This is a genomic window from Streptomyces sp. NPDC052773, assembly GCF_044547145.1.
In the GTDB taxonomy this organism is placed as follows: Bacteria; Actinomycetota; Actinomycetes; order Streptomycetales; family Streptomycetaceae; genus Streptomyces.
Genome location: NZ_JBITZX010000001.1, coordinates 486,600 through 504,042, shown reverse-complemented (window position 1 = coordinate 504,042; position 17,443 = coordinate 486,600). Strand labels below are relative to the sequence as shown.

15 protein-coding genes, 2 tRNA genes and 1 pseudogene are annotated in these 17,443 nt (G+C 70.2%); 6 read left to right on the top strand and 12 right to left on the bottom strand.

The genetic code is table 11. The features are described from left to right. Nucleotides 1-40: 40 nt before the first annotated feature. The 5 genes from clpX to ACIG0D_RS02375 form a co-directional block, all read right to left on the bottom strand. Nucleotides 41-1,324: an ATP-dependent Clp protease ATP-binding subunit ClpX gene (gene clpX, locus ACIG0D_RS02395; RefSeq protein WP_399795769.1), complete on the bottom strand. Its 1,284-nt coding sequence runs from the start codon at nt 1,322-1,324 to the stop codon at nt 41-43. 169 nt (nt 1,325-1,493) lie between these two features. Next, nucleotides 1,494-2,174, bottom strand: coding sequence for an ATP-dependent Clp protease proteolytic subunit (locus ACIG0D_RS02390; protein ID WP_365757325.1), 681 nt, complete (start codon nt 2,172-2,174; stop codon nt 1,494-1,496). A gap of 88 nt (nt 2,175-2,262) precedes the next feature. After that, on the bottom strand, nt 2,263-2,874 hold the full coding sequence (locus ACIG0D_RS02385) for an ATP-dependent Clp protease proteolytic subunit (protein ID WP_365757729.1): 612 nt from the start codon (nt 2,872-2,874) through the stop codon (nt 2,263-2,265). Nucleotides 2,875-3,102: 228 nt separating this feature from the next. Further along, nucleotides 3,103-4,497 carry a trigger factor gene (tig, locus tag ACIG0D_RS02380; RefSeq protein WP_399795767.1) on the bottom strand — a complete coding sequence of 465 codons (1,395 nt, stop codon included), beginning with the start codon at nt 4,495-4,497 and terminating at the stop codon, nt 3,103-3,105. 198 nt (nt 4,498-4,695) lie between these two features. Continuing rightward, nucleotides 4,696-4,772 (bottom strand) — tRNA-Pro (locus ACIG0D_RS02375). A 181-nt stretch (nt 4,773-4,953) separates the two neighbouring features. On the opposite strand from ACIG0D_RS02375, the gene ACIG0D_RS02370 reads away from it, so the two are divergent. Beyond that, nucleotides 4,954-5,024: transfer RNA gene (locus ACIG0D_RS02370), tRNA-Gly, on the top strand. 76 nt (nt 5,025-5,100) lie between these two features. On the opposite strand, the gene ACIG0D_RS02365 is transcribed toward ACIG0D_RS02370, so the two are convergent. Beyond that, entirely contained in the window at nt 5,101-5,295 is a 195-nt protein-coding gene (locus ACIG0D_RS02365) for a hypothetical protein (protein WP_365757329.1), read from the bottom strand. 442 nt (nt 5,296-5,737) lie between these two features. Here ACIG0D_RS02365 and ACIG0D_RS02360 point away from each other — a divergent pair, with 442 nt between their 5' ends. Continuing rightward, entirely contained in the window at nt 5,738-6,886 is a 1,149-nt protein-coding gene (locus tag ACIG0D_RS02360) for an acyltransferase family protein (RefSeq protein WP_399795765.1), read from the top strand. Between the two features lie 54 nt (nt 6,887-6,940). Here ACIG0D_RS02360 and ACIG0D_RS02355 read toward each other — a convergent pair whose 3' ends face one another. Together ACIG0D_RS02355 and ACIG0D_RS02350 are read right to left on the bottom strand one after the other, a co-directional pair. After that, nucleotides 6,941-7,399, bottom strand: a complete 459-nt coding sequence (locus tag ACIG0D_RS02355) for an HD domain-containing protein (RefSeq protein ID WP_365757333.1) — start codon at nt 7,397-7,399, stop codon at nt 6,941-6,943. Nucleotides 7,400-7,717: 318 nt separating this feature from the next. Continuing rightward, nucleotides 7,718-8,902, bottom strand: coding sequence for a PP2C family protein-serine/threonine phosphatase (locus tag ACIG0D_RS02350; RefSeq protein ID WP_365757335.1), 1,185 nt, complete (start codon nt 8,900-8,902; stop codon nt 7,718-7,720). Nucleotides 8,903-9,064: 162 nt separating this feature from the next. Here ACIG0D_RS02350 and ACIG0D_RS02345 point away from each other — a divergent pair, with 162 nt between their 5' ends. Then, nucleotides 9,065-10,315 carry a GNAT family N-acetyltransferase gene (locus tag ACIG0D_RS02345; protein ID WP_399795764.1) on the top strand — a complete coding sequence of 417 codons (1,251 nt, stop codon included), beginning with the start codon at nt 9,065-9,067 and terminating at the stop codon, nt 10,313-10,315. Between the two features lie 10 nt (nt 10,316-10,325). Here ACIG0D_RS02345 and ACIG0D_RS02340 read toward each other — a convergent pair whose 3' ends face one another. Both ACIG0D_RS02340 and ACIG0D_RS02335 read right to left on the bottom strand, forming a co-directional pair. After that, the gene (locus ACIG0D_RS02340; protein WP_399795763.1) at nt 10,326-11,135 is read right to left on the bottom strand and encodes an Fpg/Nei family DNA glycosylase; all 810 of its coding nucleotides are present in this window, start codon (nt 11,133-11,135) and stop codon (nt 10,326-10,328) included. Nucleotides 11,136-11,196: 61 nt separating this feature from the next. Continuing rightward, a complete protein-coding gene (locus ACIG0D_RS02335; RefSeq protein ID WP_165998562.1) occupies nt 11,197-11,685 on the bottom strand; it encodes a ribose-5-phosphate isomerase in 489 nt (162 codons plus the stop codon). Between the two features lie 205 nt (nt 11,686-11,890). On the opposite strand from ACIG0D_RS02335, the gene ACIG0D_RS02330 reads away from it, so the two are divergent. Continuing rightward, entirely contained in the window at nt 11,891-13,366 is a 1,476-nt protein-coding gene (locus ACIG0D_RS02330) for an amino acid permease (RefSeq protein ID WP_399795761.1), read from the top strand. Nucleotides 13,367-13,663: 297 nt separating this feature from the next. Here the strand turns inward: ACIG0D_RS02330 and ACIG0D_RS02325 are convergent. Together ACIG0D_RS02325 and ACIG0D_RS02320 are read right to left on the bottom strand one after the other, a co-directional pair. Continuing rightward, a pseudogene (locus ACIG0D_RS02325) lies at nt 13,664-14,035 on the bottom strand (protein kinase); the annotation flags it as partial. Between the two features lie 218 nt (nt 14,036-14,253). Then, entirely contained in the window at nt 14,254-14,841 is a 588-nt protein-coding gene (locus ACIG0D_RS02320) for a biotin transporter BioY (protein ID WP_399795760.1), read from the bottom strand. Nucleotides 14,842-15,215: 374 nt separating this feature from the next. On the opposite strand from ACIG0D_RS02320, the gene ACIG0D_RS02315 reads away from it, so the two are divergent. Together ACIG0D_RS02315 and ACIG0D_RS02310 are read left to right on the top strand one after the other, a co-directional pair. Continuing rightward, nucleotides 15,216-16,607 carry an amino acid permease gene (locus ACIG0D_RS02315; RefSeq protein WP_399795759.1) on the top strand — a complete coding sequence of 464 codons (1,392 nt, stop codon included), beginning with the start codon at nt 15,216-15,218 and terminating at the stop codon, nt 16,605-16,607. A 145-nt stretch (nt 16,608-16,752) separates the two neighbouring features. Further along, complete coding sequence (locus tag ACIG0D_RS02310) at nt 16,753-17,394, top strand: superoxide dismutase (RefSeq protein WP_399795757.1); 642 nt, start codon at nt 16,753-16,755, stop codon at nt 17,392-17,394. Nucleotides 17,395-17,443: the final 49 nt, after the last annotated feature.

The window sequence follows — 17,443 nt, the reverse complement described above, 5'->3', positions numbered from 1 at the left end:
GGCACCCCTCGTGGGGTGCCGCCCTTCGCTGCCGGGATGCTCAGGCCGTCTTCTGCTCCCCCGGCCCCCGCCCCCGCGCGTCCCGCGGGATCAGGGTCGGGTTGACGTTGGAGTGGACGACGTCGGCGGTGATGACGACTCGGGCCACGTCCTTGCGGGACGGGACTTCGTACATCACCGACATGAGGACTTCCTCCATGATGGCGCGCAGGCCGCGCGCGCCGGTCTGGCGGAGGATGGCCTGGTCGGCGATGGCTTCCAGGGCCTCGCGTTCGAAGTCGAGTTCCACGCCGTCGAGTTCGAAGAGGCGCTGGTACTGCTTCACCAGGGCGTTGCGGGGCTCCACCAGGATCTTCAGGAGCGCTTCGCGGTCCAGGTTGTGGACGCTCGTGATCACCGGGAGGCGGCCGATGAACTCGGGGATCATGCCGAACTTGACCAGGTCCTCGGGCATGACGTCCTCGAACTGATCCTTGGACTCGAGTTCGCGCTTGGAGCGGATCGTCGCGCCGAAGCCGATGCCCTTGGCGCCGGCCCGGGACTCGATGATTTTCTCCAGACCGGCGAAGGCACCGCCCACGATGAACAGCACGTTCGTCGTGTCGATCTGGATGAACTCCTGGTGCGGGTGCTTGCGTCCGCCCTGCGGCGGGACCGAGGCCGTGGTGCCTTCCAGGATCTTCAGCAGGGCCTGCTGGACGCCCTCGCCCGAGACGTCACGGGTGATCGACGGGTTTTCGCTCTTACGTGCGACCTTGTCGATCTCGTCGATGTAGATGATCCCGGTCTCGGCCTTCTTGACGTCGTAGTCGGCCGCCTGGATCAGCTTCAGCAGGATGTTCTCGACGTCCTCGCCGACGTACCCCGCCTCCGTCAGCGCCGTCGCGTCGGCGATGGCGAACGGGACGTTCAGCATCCGGGCCAGGGTCTGGGCCAGCAGCGTCTTGCCCGAGCCCGTGGGGCCCAGCAGCAGGATGTTGGACTTCGCCAGCTCGATGGCGTCCTCGCGGCTGCCGCCGCCGTTCTCGCCCGCCTGAACGCGCTTGTAGTGGTTGTAGACCGCCACCGAGAGGGCCTTCTTCGCGGCCTCCTGGCCGACGACGTACCCCTCGAGGAACTCGTAGATCTCGCGCGGCTTGGGCAGTTCCTCCCAGCGGACCTCACTGGTCTCCGCGAGCTCTTCCTCGATGATCTCGTTGCAGAGGTCGATGCACTCGTCGCAGATGTACACACCGGGGCCTGCGATGAGCTTCTTGACCTGCTTCTGGCTCTTGCCGCAGAACGAGCACTTGAGCAGATCGCCGCCGTCACCGATGCGTGCCACGGTGTGCTTCCCCTTCGCCTGGGAGACGACTGGACGGAAACGTCCAGCGGCTCCTGGTGCTGCCTTATGTCCGACGGTACCTTGCCGAGCCCCCCGTTCGGGCCCCCCTTGGCGCGGTTCACTTCCACGTGCACTGTGCCAAGGGGCGGCACATCCTACGGTGTCCGCGTCAGCGGACCGCGGCGTTGTTCATCTTGCGGGTGGAGATGATCTGGTCGATCAGGCCGTACTGCAGCGCGTCCTCGGCCGTGAGGATCTTGTCGCGCTCGATGTCCTCGCGGATCTTCTCCACCGGCTGGGTGGAGTGCTTGGCCAGCATCTCCTCCAGCTGCGAGCGCATCCGCAGGATCTCGTTGGCGGCGATCTCCAGGTCGGAGACCTGACCGCGGCCGGTCTCACTGTACGGCTGGTGGATCAGCACGCGCGCGTTCGGCAGCGCCATCCGCTTGCCGGGCGTGCCGGCGGCCAGCAGCACGGCCGCGGCGGAGGCCGCCTGGCCCATGCAGACCGTCTGGATGTCCGGCTTGACGAACTGCATCGTGTCGTAGATCGCCGTCAGCGCGGTGAAGGAACCGCCGGGGCTGTTGATGTAGACCGAGATGTCCCGGTCGGGGTCCATCGACTCCAGGCACAGCAGCTGCGCCATGACGTCGTTGGCGGAGGCGTCGTCGATCTGGACGCCGAGGAAGATCACACGCTCCTCGAAGAGCTTCGCGTACGGGTCGTACTCGCGGATGCCCTGGGAGGTGCGCTCGACGAAACGCGGGATGACATAGCGGGACTCGGCCGTGGGGCCGGTGTACTCGGCACGCGCACGGTCGTAGATGCCGCTGCCGGGGAAGTCGTTCACGGTGTCTCCTGAAAGGGGCTGGGGCGGTGGCTGGGGGCGTTCAGGGGTCGCACAGGGTGTACGGGGGCCTTTGAGGGCCGTACGGCCCTCAGGAGCCCGCCCCGGTGCCTCCGCCGCCCGGCATGCCGGCGGCCGTGGCGATGACGTCGTCGATGAGGCCGTACTCCTTGGCCTCGTACGCGTCGAACCAGCGGTCGCGGTCCGAGTCGCGGGTGATCTGCTCGACCGACTGGCCGGTGTGCTGGGCCGTGAGCTCGGCCATGCGCTTCTTGGTGTGCAGCAGCCGCTCGGCGTGGATCTTGATGTCCGAGGCCGAGCCGGCCAGGCCGGCGGAGGGCTGGTGGATCAGGATCTCGGCGTTCGGCAGGGCGAAGCGCTTGCCCGGGGTGCCCGCGCTGAGCAGGAACTGGCCCATGGAGGCCGCGAGGCCCATGGCGATCGTCACCACGTCGTTCTTGATGTACTGCATGGTGTCGTAGATCGCCATGCCGGCCGTGATCGAGCCGCCGGGGCTGTTGATGTAGAGGAAAATGTCCTTGTCCGGGTCAGCGGCAAGGAGCAGCAGCTGCGCGGTGATCTTGTTGGCGATGTCGTCGTCCACCGGCTGGCCGAGGAAGATGATCCGCTCGTTGAGCAGCCGGTTGTAGACCTGGTCGCCGAGGCCACCACCGATGGAAGGCTCGCCGGCGGCGGAGGGCATCAGATTCGTCACGTATCCACCTGCTCGTCTTACGACGGCGCCGGGCCGTCTCACGTGTACTACGTATTCATGGACCCTAACGCGGGGGCCCTCCGGGGGAATCCCGGTAACGGGAGTGTTCGCCGGGGGCGTAGCGTCGTGTGACGCACCGCGGCCCGGATACGCCGACGGGCCCCGGGTGCGTGAGTACCCAGGGCCCGTCCTGCGTCATCGGAGGTGCCGTGCGGATCAGCCCTCGGACTTCTCCTCGGCGGCGGCCTCGCCCGCGGTGTTCTCGGCGGAGCCCTCCGCGGCCTCGGTCTCGTCCTCGTCCTCGTCGGAGAGGTCGATGATCTCGCCGTTGGTGTCCTTCACCGTGGCCTTCTCGACCACGACGGCCAGCGCCTTGCCGCGGGCGACCTCGCCGACGAGCAGCGGGACCTGGCCCTGCTCGACGACGGCCTGCGCGAACTGGTCGGGGGACATGCCGGAGGAGGCGGCACGCCGCATGAGGTGCTCGGTGAGCTCCTCCTGGTTGACGTTGAGCTTCTCCTGCTTGACGAGCTCGTCGAGCACGAACTGGGTCTTGATGCCCTTGATCGCGGCCTCGCGGGTCTCGTTCTCGAACTCCTCGGCGGTCTTGCCCTGGAGCTCCAGGTACTTGTCGAGGGTGAGACCCATCTGGGCGAGCTGGTGGTGCTCGAGGTTGTGCTTGCGGGTGTTGATCTCGTCCTCGAGCAGCTTCTCGGGGACCGGGACCTCGACCAGCTCGAGCAGCTTCTCCAGGACGCGCTCCTGCGCCTGGGTGGCCTGGTCGAACTGCTTCATGTTCTCCAGGCGCTTGCGGCTGTCGGCCTTCAGCTCCTCGAGGGTGTCGAACTCGGAGGCGAGCTGCGCGAAGTCGTCGTCCAGCTCGGGCAGCTCGCGCTTGGCGACCTGGGTGACCTTGACGGTGACCTCGGCCTCCTTGCCGGCGGCGGAGCCGCCCTTGAGCTCGGAGGTGAAGGTGGCCTCGCCACCGGCCTCCAGGCCCTTCACGGCGTCGTCGATGCCGTCCAGCAGCTCGCCGGAGCCGATGGCGTAGGAGACGCCCTTGGCGATGCCGTCCTCGAGGACCTTGCCCTCGACCTTGGCCTCCAGGTCGACGGTGACCACGTCGCCGTCCTCGGCGGCGCGCTCCACCGGGGTGGTGGAGGCGAAGCGCTCGCGGAGTTGCTCGACCGACTTCTCGACGTCCTCGTCGGTGACCTCGACGGCGTCGACCTCGACCTCGATGCCGGAGTAGTCCGGGATCTCGATCGTCGGGCGGACGTCGACCTCGGCGGTGAAGTTCAGCGTCTCGCCGTCCTTCAGCTCCGTGATGTCGACCTCGGGCTGGCCGAGGACGTTGAGCTCGGCCTCGTTGACCGCCTCCGTGTAGAACTTCGGAAGCGCGTCGTTGACGGCCTCCTCCAGCACGGCGCCGCGGCCGAACCGCTGGTCGATGACCCGGGCCGGGATCTTGCCCTTGCGGAAGCCCTTCACCGTGACCTGCTGGTTGATCTTCTTGTACGCCGCGTCGAGGCTGTCCTTGAGCTCCTCGAAGGGCACCTCGACAGTGAGCCGAACCCGGGTCGGGTTCAGGTTCTCCACGGCGCTCTTCACGGTTCGGTCTCCTTGTGGCTGACTGCTCGGGTTCTGCCGGGGCCAGACCGGCCCGGCGGATTTCGCCGCCCGGAGGAGTTCGCAGGCCGCTAGGCCGGACACACGGGCGTGCAGCTTGCATAGTAACGGCAGCGGGTACACCGCCCAAAAGGCGATCATGCGCGAGGGCGCGGACGGTCGCTCAAGGTGATCAGTGACTGGTCGGGGTGGCGGGATTTGAACCCACGGCCTTCCGCTCCCAAAGCGGACGCGCTACCAAGCTGCGCCACACCCCGTCTGGTGTGCGACACGTAGGGTACATGCCCGGCGACGGCCCGGCCGCCGTATTCCACGCGCGGGCGCGGGGGCGTCGACGCGGCGCCGGACCGGGGGTGGGGTGAAGGGGTGTGCGGTGAAGGGGGACGACCCGCTACGATGCCTGCAGTGCCGCGGTCACCCGACCAGCGGCGCGCGTGTGCGGGCGTAGCTCAATGGTAGAGCCCCAGTCTTCCAAACTGGCTACGCGGGTTCGATTCCCGTCGCCCGCTCTCTACGGCTCAGGGCCGGCCGGAGATCGTCTCTCCGGCCGGCCCTGAGGTGTTTCGGCGGCCCGCGGTGGGGGCGTCAGAAGCTGATGGAGTTGATCGTTTCCGCTATCGAGTTGAGGAAACGATTGATCGACGGGGCCATGCCCGTCGAGGCGAGGAAGAAGCCGAAGAGGATCGCCACGATGGCGGGCCCGGCCTTGATCGAACCGCCGCGCATCATCACGACCAGGATGATCGCCAACAGCAGCACCACTGACAGTGAAATGGCCACAACAGATCACACCCTCGGTCGGTCCGCTCTACCGGCCGGGGGATGCCGGCACCGCACACCCCCGCCAGAACCATCGTGCCACCAACCGGCCGCCCCTATGCGGCCCGTGACGCAACGTCCGTCACGGCAGTGACCGGCGGGTGGGCCTCCGCCCCGCCAACGGGCCTGCCGCGCGGGGCCGCACAGTAATTCGAGGGCATGTCCGTGACAGGAATTCGACAGGTTGGTTTCCATGCCCACACAACATGCGCACAGATAAATCGAATTACCTCCAACTGGACATTTTGCCTGCATAAATCGGGGGTAACCGAGCGCTGAACCAGGAATGACGTGGGGGGTTTTACGCGACCCCGCAGACGACGCTAGGGTGCCTCAGATGTTCCACGCCGCCTCCTCCCGCCGCAGGGCGCCGCTTCCCCCGGCACAGTCGCCGGCACCGGGAGTGCCGAGCCCGCGGTCCCCGCAGAGCCCGCAGTCCGGCAAGCAGCGCGACGCGTTCTTCGACAACGCCAAATACCTGGCGATCGTGCTGGTGGCCATCGGTCACGCCTGGGAGCCGTTGAAGGGTGACAGCCGCATCCTGGAGGGTGTGTACACCGTCGTGTACACCTTCCACATGCCGGCGTTCATCATCATCTCCGGCTTCTTCTCGCGCAGTTTCGACATGCGCCCCAGCCGGCTGAAGCGGCTGATCACCGGTGTCGCCGTGCCGTACATCGTCTTCGAGACTGCCTATCCGCTCTTCAAGCGGGTGATCGACGACGCGCCGGACCAGGAGATCAGCCTGCTGGACCCCTGGTACCTGACCTGGTTCCTGTGCGCGCTGTTCCTGTGGCGGCTCACCACGCCGATCTGGAAGATGATCCGCTGGCCGCTGCCGGTGGCGCTGGGGCTGGCGATGGCCGCGTCGGTCAGCCCGGAGATCGGTGACGACCTGGATCTGCAGCGGGTGTTGCAGTTCCTGCCGTACTTCGTGCTGGGGCTGTGCATGAAGCCCGAGCACTTCCAGATGGTGCGGCGCCGTTCGGTGCGGATCCTGTCGGTGCCGGTCTTCGCGGTCGCGCTGGCCGTGGGCTGGTGGGCCGTGCCGCGGATGAACACCGCCTGGTTCTACCACCGGGACGCCGCGCAGGAGCTGGGCGTGCCGTGGTGGGTCGGGCCGGTGATGGTGCTGGCGATGTTCGGCTGCTCGCTGCTGCTGACCGCCTGCTTCTTCGCCTGGGTGCCGCGGCGCCACCTGTGGTTCACCGCGCTGGGCGCGGGCACGCTGTACGGCTATCTGCTGCACGGGTTCGTGGTCAAGGCCGGTATGTACCAGGGTTGGTTCGACCACGCGTGGCTGCACCGGCCGCTCGGTGAGATCTTCGTGACCGTGCTCGCCGCGATCGGGGTGACGCTGCTGTGCACCAAGCCGGTGCAGCGGGTGTTCCGCTTCGCGATGGAGCCGAAGATGGAGTGGGCGTTCAAGCAGGACGCGGCGCAGGCCGCCCGGGACCGCCGGAAGAACGAACCGGGCGAGGGCGGGGCATCCGCCGACAAGGGCGACAGCGGCGACAACAGCGACAACAAGCGGGAAACCGCCCGCGTCTGAGGCCGGTTGGCGCGGGCGGCGTCCTCGGCGTCGCCCGTGGCTTCGCCTCCGGCGTCACCCTTCGAGACCGAGAAGTGCGCGCATCCGTGCGTACTTCTCGGTCAGTCGTGTGCGGGTCGGCTCATCGAGGGCGGCGAGGCGGGCCGGGTCCGCGTTGTGGGCCAGATCGGCCTCCTTCACCAGCAGCGCGCCGGGCGTGGCGAGGATCCGCGCGGCGTACGCCTCCGGGGACTCCCCCGCCCGCTTGCTGACCGCCAGCACGATGTCCTTCGTACGGCGGCTCAGCGGCGCCTGGTGCAGCCATCGCTCGGGCAGCGCATCGTCCTCGACGGCGTCGTGCAGCCAGGCGGCGGCGATCTGCTCGGCATCGCCGCCGCGGGCGCGGACGCCCTCCGCGACGGCCTGGAGATGCTCGGCGTACGGCCGCCCGGCCTTGTCGGTCTGCCCCTCATGAGCCGCCCGGGCCAGCGCCTCGACCTCGGCGAGCGGCAGGGTGCGCGGTGTCTCGGTCACCCCGCCAGTGTCCCAGCGCCCCCCGCACCGCGCACCGAGGACTTCCCGTTCGGGTGGCGAGGCCGGCCGCGGCCGGGCGTCCGCCCGCCCGCTCGCACCGACGGCGCGGCGCACGTGCCGCCCCGCGCCTGCCCCCTGGGCGGGGTTCCCGCCGGGCCGGCCAAGCGCCTCACAGGCCGTGGTCGCCGGGCCGCGCCGGATGGGGTCGGCCCTCGCGCGCCCAGGTCCGCGTCCGGTGCGGCACGGCCCACGCCTCGACGCCTCGGTGGCTTCCCCGAAGCCGAGGACGCCGCCGACCGCGCCTCGCCGCGCGGGGCCTCACGGGCGCGGCTGGGACTGGGCTGTGGGGCCCTCGCGGCAGATGAGGAGGAGGGCTCGGTCGTCGTTGACGTCCTTGGCGACGGCCTCGATGAGGTGCCAGGCGGCGCCGTGGAAGCCGCCGGCGACGTAGCGGTCGGCCTCGCCGGTGAGGCGGTCGATGCCCTCGACGATGTCGCGGTCGGAGGTCTCGACCAGGCCGTCGGTGAAGAGCATGAGGACGTCGCCGGGGCGCAGAGTGCCCTTGACCGGGTCGAACTGGGCACCCTCGTAGACGCCGAGCAGCGGGCCCTCGGCGGCCTTCTCCTCCCAGCGGCCGCTGCCCGCGCTGAGCTGGAGGCCCGGCGGATGGCCCGCGGAGTACAGCTCGTAGTCGCCGGAGTCGAGGTCCAGGACCAGGTGGATGGAGGTGGCGAAGCCCTCGTCCCAGTCCTGGCGGAGCAGATAGCCGTTGGCGGCCGGGAGGAAGGCGTGCGGGGGCAGCGAGCCGAGCAGGCCGCTGAAGGCGCCGGCCAGGAGGAGGGCGCGGGAGGCGGCGTCCATGCCCTTGCCGGAGACGTCGGTGAGGACGACCTCCAGGGTCCGGCCGCCGTTGGTGCGGGCCGCGACCACGAAGTCGCCGGAGAAGGACTGGCCGCCGGCCGGGCGCAGCGCCATCTCGCGGTGCCAGCCGGCCGGCAGCTTGGGCAGCCGGCTCTGGGTGCGGATGCGTTCACGCAGGTCGAACAGCATGGTGCCGCCGCGCCGCCACGGCACGCCGACCCGGCTGCGGAACTGGGCGATGAGCAGGCCGAAGAAGCCGCAGGCGGCGACCACGAGGACCACGCCCGGAGTCACCCGGGACGGGCCCTCCGTGTAGGGGCCGAGCTGGATCGACTCCACGATCAGGGCGGTCGCCGCCGCCGCGTAGAGGCCGAGCAGGCTCGCCGGGCGCAGCAGCAGCCCGCCCGCGACGATCGGCAGGACGAGCGCGGCCGGGGAGCACCACACCGGGTTGGCGAGGGTGGTGACGGCGATGAGCGGGACGGTGAGGAGCAGTCCGGCGAGGGCGACCCAGTCGGAGCCGTCGCCGCGGAAGTAGTCGACGGCGCTTCTGCGCAGGCCGACGCGGACCCGGTGCCACTGCATCTTCCACCGGGCCGGGAACGTCTCGGCCGCCGCGCGCCGTTCTCCTCCTGCTGCCATTAGTTCGGGACCCTATCCAGCGGACCCGCCGCTTGGCACGGGAGGTCCCACTTGTCCCCCGTCCGAGGCCGGACTTCGCGGTGAACTTCACGGAAAGCCGCCCTGCCGCCGCCCGCCGGAAATTCCCTCGCTCGCCCCTCATCGCCCTGATAGGCATGGACCATGGCGATGGCGAGTGACTGGTCGGACGGAATGCGCGTCCTGCGGCCGGACGACTGGGACGTGTGGTACGACACCCTGCTGCGCGCCTTCGGCGGTGTGCCGGAGGCACCCGAGGAACGGGAACTGTGGCGGGAAATCACCGAGTTCGACCGTTCCCTGGCCGTCTGGGACGGGGACGCGGTCGTGGGGACGGCGGGGGCGTTCACGTTCCGGCTGACGGTGCCCGGCGGGGCGTCGGTGCCCGCGGCCGGCGTCACCATGGTCGGCGTGGCCGGCACGCACCGGCGGCGCGGGGTGCTGACGTCGATGATGCGGCGGCAGCTGGACGACGTCCGCTCGTGGGGCGAGCCGCTGGCGGTGCTGACCGCCTCCGAGCCGGACATCTACGGCCGGTTCGGGTACGGGGTGGCGACGTACGCGCTGAGCGCCGAGATCGACACCGCCCGGGTGCGGCTGTCGGTGCCGGCCGGGACCGACGACGTACGGCTGCGCTACGCGGCGCCCGCCGACGTGCTCGACGACTGCGAGGCGGTCTACGCCCGGCTGGTGCCCGGGCGGCCCGGCATGCTGGCGCGGCGGCCGAAGTGGGAGCGGGTGGGGCTCCTGGACCCGGAGAGCGAGCGGGAGGGCGCGTCGCCGCTCCAGTGCGTGGTCGCCGAGCGGGACGGCCGGATCGCCGGATACGCCCGGTTCCGGGTGAAGCTGGGCTGGGGCGAGAGCGGCCACGACGGCACGGTGCTCCTGGAGGAGCTGGCGGCGTTGGATCCCGCGGTGGACGCGGCGCTGTGGCGGTTCCTGTTCGGGATCGACCTGACCTCCACGCTGGTCGTGCGGGGGCGTCCGGTCGACGACGCCTGGCAGTACCTGGTGTCGGACGTCCGCCGGTGCCGGCCCCGGCTGCGGGACTCGCTGTATCTGCGCCCGGTGGAGGTGGGCGCCGCGCTGGAGGCGCGGACGTATGCCGCGCCGGTGGACGTGGTGCTGGACGTCGAGGACGCCTTCTGCCCGTGGAACACGGGGCGTTGGCGGCTCAGCGGGGACGCCAAGGGCGCGTCGTGCGAGCGTACGACCGACGCGGCGGATCTCGCCCTGTCGGTGCGCGAGTTGGGGTCGGCGTATCTCGGCGCGGTGAGCCTCACCGCGCTGGCCGCGGCCGGGCGCGTCCGCGAACTGCGGCCGGGGGCGCTGGCGGAGGCGGCGGTGGCGTTCGGGCCGGCCGGGCCGGCGCCCTGGCTGCCGCACGGGTTCTGAGGCGGGCGCCTCAGGCGCGCTGGCAGGTGGGGCACCAGAAGAGGTTGCGGGCGGCGAGGTCGGCGGTGCGGATCTCGCCGCCACAGATGTGGCAGGGCAGGGTGGCCCTGCGGTAGACGTACACCTCGCCGCCGTGGTCGTCGACGCGCGGCGGACGGCCCATGGCCTCGGGGGTGTGCTCGGGGCGGACGGTGTCGATGCGGTTGTTGCGGACGCCCTCGCGCATCAGCGCCACGAGGTCGGTCCAGATCGCGTCCCACTCGGCGGGGGTGATGTCGCGGCCCGCGCGATAGGGGTCGATGCCGTGCCGGAAGAGGACCTCCGCGCGGTAGACGTTGCCGACGCCCGCGATGACCTTCTGGTCCATCAGCAGGGCGGCGATGGTCGTACGGCTGCGGGAGACGCGGCGGTAGGCCGCGTCCGGGTCGGCGTCGTCGCGCAGCGGGTCGGGGCCGAGGCGGTCGTGTATCGCCTGCTTCTCGGTGTCCGTGATCAGGGCGCAGGTCGTCGGGCCGCGCAGGTCGACGTACGACGTGGCGTTCGCCAGGCGCAGCCGGACGGTGTCGGTGGGCGGGGGCGCCGGGGCGTCGCCGAAGGCGACCTTGCCGAACAGGCCCAGGTGGATGTGGACCCAGTCGGCGTCGCGGAAGCGCAGGAAGAGGTGCTTGCCGTGGGCCTCGGTGGCGGTGAGGACGGCGCCGTCGAGCAGGTCGGCGGCGTCGGAGAACTTGCCCTGGGGGCTGGTGACCCGGGGGGCCGTGCCGGAGAAGCGGGCGGCGTAGTCGAGCGCCAGCCGGTGAATCGTGTGCCCCTCTGGCACGGTTTTCCGTTTCCTTCCAGCCCCGGCGGGGCGTGGCCTTCCGGCCCCGCGGGGCGTCGCGTCAGTCCTGCTGCGGGTGGTGAGCCGGGATCGGCGGCAGCTCGCCCGTGGTCTCGTACCCGGCCAGCATGTCGATGCGGCGGATGTGACGCTCGTCACCGGAGAAGGGGGTGCCCAGGAAGACCTCGACGAACTTGGTCGCCTCCTCCTGGGTGTGCATGCGCGCGCCGACGGCGACGACGTTGGCGTTGTTGTGCTGGCGGCCCAGCGCCGCCGTCTCCTCGCTCCAGGCGAGGGCGGCACGGACGCCCTTGACCTTGTTGGCGGCGATCTGCTCGCCGTTGCCGGAGCCGCCGATCACGATGCCGAGGGAGTCGGGGTCCGCGGCGGTCTTCTCCGCGGCGCGGAGGCAGAAGGGCGGGTAGTCGTCCTGGGCGTCGTAGATGTGCGGGCCGCAGTCGACGGGGTCGTGACCCGCCGCCTTGAGCCATTCGACGAGGTGGTTCTTGAGTTCGAAGCCGGCATGGTCCGAGCCGAGATACACGCGCATGGGATGAGTGTGACATGCGCGTCGCGGGGCAGCAGGGCGGGGTGTCGGCGCGAAAAAGTGTGAGCCGGACCACTGAACCTCAGGAAAACCTCAAGTAACAATCCGGTTTCAAAGGTTCACGAATTCGTCCACCTTGGATTCACTGGTCCGACTCGTACGCCGCTCGTACGGGAATCGATCATTCCGGCGCAAAGGAATCCGTCCCATGACTTCGCAGCCGACCCTGACGAAGGCCGACAACGGCCACGGAGGCCCCGGAGGAACCGGCGATCCCGGTTCCGGCAACGGACTCCAGGCAGGGCTCAAGAACCGCCATCTGTCGATGATCGCCATCGGCGGTGTCATCGGTGCCGGACTCTTCGTGGGGTCCTCCTCCGGTATCGCCACCGCCGGTCCCGGCATCCTCCTGTCGTACGCGCTCGTCGGCACGCTCGTGGTGCTGGTGATGCGCATGCTCGGTGAGATGTCGGCCGCCAACCCGACCTCCGGCTCCTTCTCCGCGCACGCCGACCGCGCGCTCGGCCCATGGGCGGGCTTCTCCATCGGCTGGCTCTACTGGTTCTTCTGGGTCGTGGTCCTCGCGGTCGAGGCGACCGCCGGTGCCGTGATCCTCGAGGGCTGGGTGCCCGCCGTACCGCAGTGGGCCTGGGCGCTCATCGTGATGGTGGTGCTCACCGGCACCAACCTCGTGTCCGTCGGCTCCTACGGCGAGTTCGAGTTCTGGTTCGCCGGCATCAAGGTCGTCGCCATCGGCGCCTTCATCGTCATCGGCGGCCTCGCCGTGTTCGGCGTGCTCCCCGGCGTCGACAGCGAGCAGGCGGGCCTGTCCAACCTCACCGAGCACGGCGGCTTCCTGCCCAACGGGCCGGGGGCGATCCTCACCGGTGTGCTGCTGGTGGTCTTCTCCTTCATGGGCAGCGAGATCGCGACCCTGGCCGCCGGCGAGTCCGAGGACCCGCAGCGGGCCGTCACCAAGTCGACCAACAGCATCATCTGGCGTATCGCCGTCTTCTACCTGGGCTCGATCCTCGTCGTCGTCTCGCTGCTGCCGTGGGACTCCAAGTCCATCCAGGACAAGGGCTCCTACGTCGCCGCGCTGGACTCGCTCGGCATCGCGCACGCCGGTCAGATCATGAACTTCATCGTGCTGACCTCGGTGCTGTCCTGCCTCAACTCCGGCCTGTACACGGCCTCCCGGATGGCCTTCTCGCTCGGTGAGCGCGGGGACGCGCCGAAGTCCTTCGCGCGGACGACCGAGAAGGGTGTGCCGCGCACCGCGATCCTGGTGTCGGTGGTCTTCGGGTTCGTGGCCGTGTTCTTCAACTACAAGTTCCCGGACTCCGTCTTCCTGTTCCTGGTGAACTCCAGCGGTGCCGTCGCGCTGTTCGTGTGGCTGGTGATCTGCTTCTCGCAGCTGCGCATGCGGAAGATCATCCAGGCGGAGGCGCCGGAGAAGCTGGTCGTGAGGATGTGGCTGTACCCGTACCTGACGTGGGCGACCGCCGCGCTGATCGTCTTCGTCCTCGGCTACATGCTGACCGACACCGAGCACGACGGCCGCCGGACCGTACTGCTGTCGCTGCTGGTGGCGGCGGTGGTGCTGGCCATCGCCGTGGTCCGGCAGAAGCTCGGGTCCGGCCGGGACCGCGAGCGGGAGCGGGACGAGGTCGCGGCCGGCTGATCCCGGTCGTACGACACCTCCAGGGCCTCGCGGCGTCGCGCCGCGGGGCCCTTTCCTCTTCCAGCCCGGCTCGGAGCGCGTCTCACAGCACGGTGAAGCCCCGTTTCACGTCCTCGTGGACGCGCTGTGCCTCCGCCTCCGTCCGGGGCTGGTTACCACGTGTTCATCTGGTACGACGTCCCCCGCGCGGTGAACCCGAGGAGCCGCGCGTGCCAGGGGACGCCGTCGAGCGTGAACGTGTACTCCCAGACCACCGCCTGATGGCCGCGGAACTCGGTCTCCTCCAGGGGCGGCCGGCAGGTCGTACAGCGGGCCCGCGGCGGCGGGGAGCCGGGGTTCCTCGTGGAGGACGGCGTGCAGGGTCGCCAGGGTGGTGTCGCGGGCGAACGGGGAGTGCCCGGCGAGGGCCGCGCACAGGGTCGCGCCGAGGGACCACAGGTCGGACGGCGGGCCCTGGGGGCGGCCGGGGACGCGCTCGGGGGCCATGTAGTCGGGCGAGCCGACCAGCATGCCGACCATGGTGAGCGCCTTGGCGTCCTGGATGGCGGCGATGCCGAAGTCGGTGAGGACGATCCGCCGGCCGTCCGGCCCGGCCAGCACGTTGCCGGGTTTGATGTCGTGGTGCAGGACGCCCCGGGCGTGCACCTCGCGCAGCGCGGCGACCAGGCCGGCGGCCGGCGCGGTCCTGGTCGCGGTGGGCGCGGCCGGAGTGTGGGGGCGCGGCGGCGCGGGGAGAGCTGACGGCTGGGGGCGAAGGGATGTGAGACCCCGGGACGCGAGAGAGGTTCGCCGGGCGGTCGTCGTACGACCCGGCGAACCTCTCTCGTACCGGCCAGGGCCTGGATGCCCGGCGGTGTCAGCGCTTGCCAGCCGCTTGTCGGCGCTTGTCAGCGCTTGTTCGCGAACTTCCAGGCGGCGGGCAGCAGGCCCATCGCCAGGGCCGCCTTCAGGGCGTCGCCGATCAGGAACGGGGTGAGGCCGGCCGCGATGGCCGCGGAGGCGGACATGTCGAGGGAGAGGGCCAGGTAGGGCACGCCGACCGCGTAGATGATCGCCTCGCCGAGCAGCATCGCGCCCGCCATGCGCCACGGGGAGCGGTCGGCGCCGCGGCGGGCCAGGGCGCCCACGACGGTGGCGGCGAGCAGCATGCCGAAGACGTAGCCGAGGGACGGCATGCCCGCGCCCGAGCCGCCCTCCGCGAACCACGGCACGCCCGCGATGCCGGCCAGCGCGTACAGCGCGAGGGATAGGAAGCCGCGGCCGGCGCCGAGGGCGGTGCCGACGAGCAGCGCGGCGAAGGTCTGGCCGGTCACGGGGACCGGGGAGCCGGGCACGGGCACGGCGATCTGGGCCGCGAGACCGGTGAGCGCGGCACCGCCGGCGACGAGGGCGATGTCGCGGACGCGGGAGGCCGGGAGCAGGTCGGCGAGGACCTGGCCCGGGCGGGCGAGGGAGGTGGCGGTGGCGGTGCTCATGGGGACTCCGCGGGTGACGGCGGTACGGGACACCGTGACGCTAACCCAGGGCCCTTAAGCCGATCACCGTTACCGCTCGACAAAGGCTGGAGCGCGGCTGTGGTGGGGTGCGTACAAAGAGTGCCGATGACACCCCCCGGAGCGTGATTACGGTCACTGAGGTGGGGACGTGTGTGTCACGTGGGGCGGGGCAGGACAGGCTGTAGGTTTTCGCCAATCCGTGTCCTGTCAAACCGGTGCGGGGCGAGTGAGTGGAGCCGTACACTCCGTGTTCCATGCGTCCGCATAGTGAACGGTGACGTCCCCTGACCGGGACCGCCGCCCAGACTGTGGGCGTTTTACCTGTCCCCCGACTGGATGGACGAGCCGCGCCCATGCCCAGCAGCACCGCTCAGGAGACGCCGCCGCAGGCGGACGCCTCCCTCTCCCATGGCCTGAAACAGCGCCACCTGTCGATGATCGCCCTCGGCGGCGTGATCGGCGCGGGCCTGTTCGTCGGCTCCGGCGCCGGTATCGCCGCCGCCGGCCCCTCGATCGTCGTCGCCTACGCCCTCTCCGGCCTCCTGGTGATGCTGGTGATGCGGATGCTGGGCGAGATGTCGGCCGCGTATCCGTCGTCGGGCTCCTTCTCCGCGCACGCCGAGCGGGCCATCGGGCCCTGGGCGGGCTTCACGGCCGGCTGGTCGTTCTGGGTGCTGCTGTGCACGGCGGTCGGCCTGGAGGGCATCGGCGCCGCGAAGATCGTCAGCGGCTGGCTGCCGGGGACGCCCGAGTGGGCGTGGGTGGCGCTGTTCATGGTCGTCTTCTGCGGGGCGAACCTGGCCGCGGTGAAGAACTTCGGCGAGTTCGAGTTCTGGTTCGCGGCGCTGAAGGTCCTCGCGATCTCGCTGTTCCTGGTGCTGGGCGTGCTCGCCATCCTGGGCGTGCTGCCGGGCACCGACGCGCCGGGCACCGCGAACCTCACCGGCGAGGGAGGCTTCCTGCCGGGCGGCGGTGAGGGCCTGGTCATCGGCTTGCTCGCCTCGGTGTTCGCGTACGGCGGCCTGGAGACGGTCACCATCGCGGCGGCCGAGTCCGAGGACCCGGTGCGCGGTGTGGCGCGCGCGGTCCGCACCGCGATGTGGCGTATCGCCCTCTTCTACATCGGCTCGATGGCGGTCGTGGTGACGCTGGTGCCGTGGGACTCGAAGGAGATCGTCGAGAAGGGCCCGTACGTGGCGACCCTCGACCACCTGGGCATCCCCGGCGCGGGCCAGCTGATGAACGTGGTCGTGCTGGTCGCCCTGCTGTCCGCGATGAACGCCAACATCTACGGCTCCTCGCGCATCGCCTACTCGCTGGTGCAGCGCGGGCAGGGCCCGAAGGCGCTGGGCCGGGTGTCGGGCGGGGTGCCGCGGATCGCCGTTCTCGCCTCCTCCGTCTTCGGGTTCGTGTGCGTGCTGCTCAGCTACTGGCGGCCGGACGACGTCTTCCCCTGGCTGCTGAACATGATCGGCGCGGTGATCCTGGTCGTCTGGATCTTCATCGCGGTCTCGCAGTTGCGGCTGCGCCGCCGGGTGGAGCGCGAGGCGCCGGAGAGGCTGGTCGTGCGGATGTGGGCGTTCCCGGTGCTGACCTGGGTCGCGCTGGCCGGCATGGCGGCGATCTTCGTCCTGATGGCGCGGGAGCCCGGCACCCGGGTGCAGCTGTACTCGACGGGCGGTATGACGGTGTTCCTGGCGCTCGTCGGATACCTCTGGCAGCGCAGGGGCGCGAAGAACGACTGACGGCCCCTCGGTTCCCCGTTTTCGCAAAGGCCCCCACGTGGCGACACGCGGGGGCCTTCTTGCTGCCCCGGCACCTCCGCCGGTCTTGTTGTTGGTAGCGTGTAGTTGCAAGCTACTTGCAATAAGAGGTCGGAGGGGACCCGCCATGCCCGTCTACACGCTGCCTGAACTGCCGTACGACTACTCCGCGCTCGCCCCCGTGATCAGCCCGGAGATCATCGAGCTGCATCACGACAAGCACCACGCGGCCTATGTGAAGGGCGCCAACGACACGCTGGAGCAGCTGGCCGAGGCGCGGGACAAGGAGCAGTGGGGCTCGATCAACGGCCTGGAGAAGAACCTGGCCTTCCACCTGTCCGGGCACATCCTGCACTCCATCTACTGGCACAACATGACCGGTGACGGTGGTGGCGAGCCGCTGGAGAAGGACGGCGTGGGCGAGCTGGCGGACGCCATCGCCGAGTCGTTCGGCTCCTTCGCGAACTTCAAGACGCAGCTGTCGAAGGCCGCGGCCACCACCCAGGGTTCGGGCTGGGGCGTGCTGGCGTACGAGCCGCTGAGCGGCCGGCTGATCGTCGAGCAGGTCTACGACCACCAGGGCAACGTCGGGCAGGGCTCGACGCCGATCCTCGTCTTCGACGCCTGGGAGCACGCCTTCTACCTCCAGTACAGGAACCAGAAGGTCGACTTCATCGAGGCGATGTGGCAGGTCGTCAACTGGCAGGACGTCGCCCGCCGTTACGAGGCCGCCAAGTCCCGCGCGGACGTGCTGCTGCTGGCGCCGTGAGCGCCTGACCGGTCGTCCCGCCTCGTGATCGTCTTCTCACCCTTCACGC

Excerpts from the sequence above, each read along its gene's own strand:
- ACIG0D_RS02385 (WP_365757729.1), bottom strand. The coding sequence starts at position 2,874 with ATGCCCTCCGCCGCCGGCGAGCCTTCCATCGGTGGTGGCCTCGGCGAC.
- ACIG0D_RS02350 (WP_365757335.1), bottom strand. The coding sequence starts at position 8,902 with ATGGCAGCAGGAGGAGAACGGCGCGCGGCGGCCGAGACGTTCCCGGCC.
- ACIG0D_RS02345 (WP_399795764.1), top strand. The coding sequence starts at position 9,065 with ATGGCGATGGCGAGTGACTGGTCGGACGGAATGCGCGTCCTGCGGCCG.
- ACIG0D_RS02335 (WP_165998562.1), bottom strand. The coding sequence starts at position 11,685 with ATGCGCGTGTATCTCGGCTCGGACCATGCCGGCTTCGAACTCAAGAAC.
- ACIG0D_RS02330 (WP_399795761.1), top strand. The coding sequence starts at position 11,891 with ATGACTTCGCAGCCGACCCTGACGAAGGCCGACAACGGCCACGGAGGC.
- ACIG0D_RS02320 (WP_399795760.1), bottom strand. The coding sequence starts at position 14,841 with ATGAGCACCGCCACCGCCACCTCCCTCGCCCGCCCGGGCCAGGTCCTC.
- ACIG0D_RS02315 (WP_399795759.1), top strand. The coding sequence starts at position 15,216 with ATGCCCAGCAGCACCGCTCAGGAGACGCCGCCGCAGGCGGACGCCTCC.
- ACIG0D_RS02310 (WP_399795757.1), top strand. The coding sequence starts at position 16,753 with ATGCCCGTCTACACGCTGCCTGAACTGCCGTACGACTACTCCGCGCTC.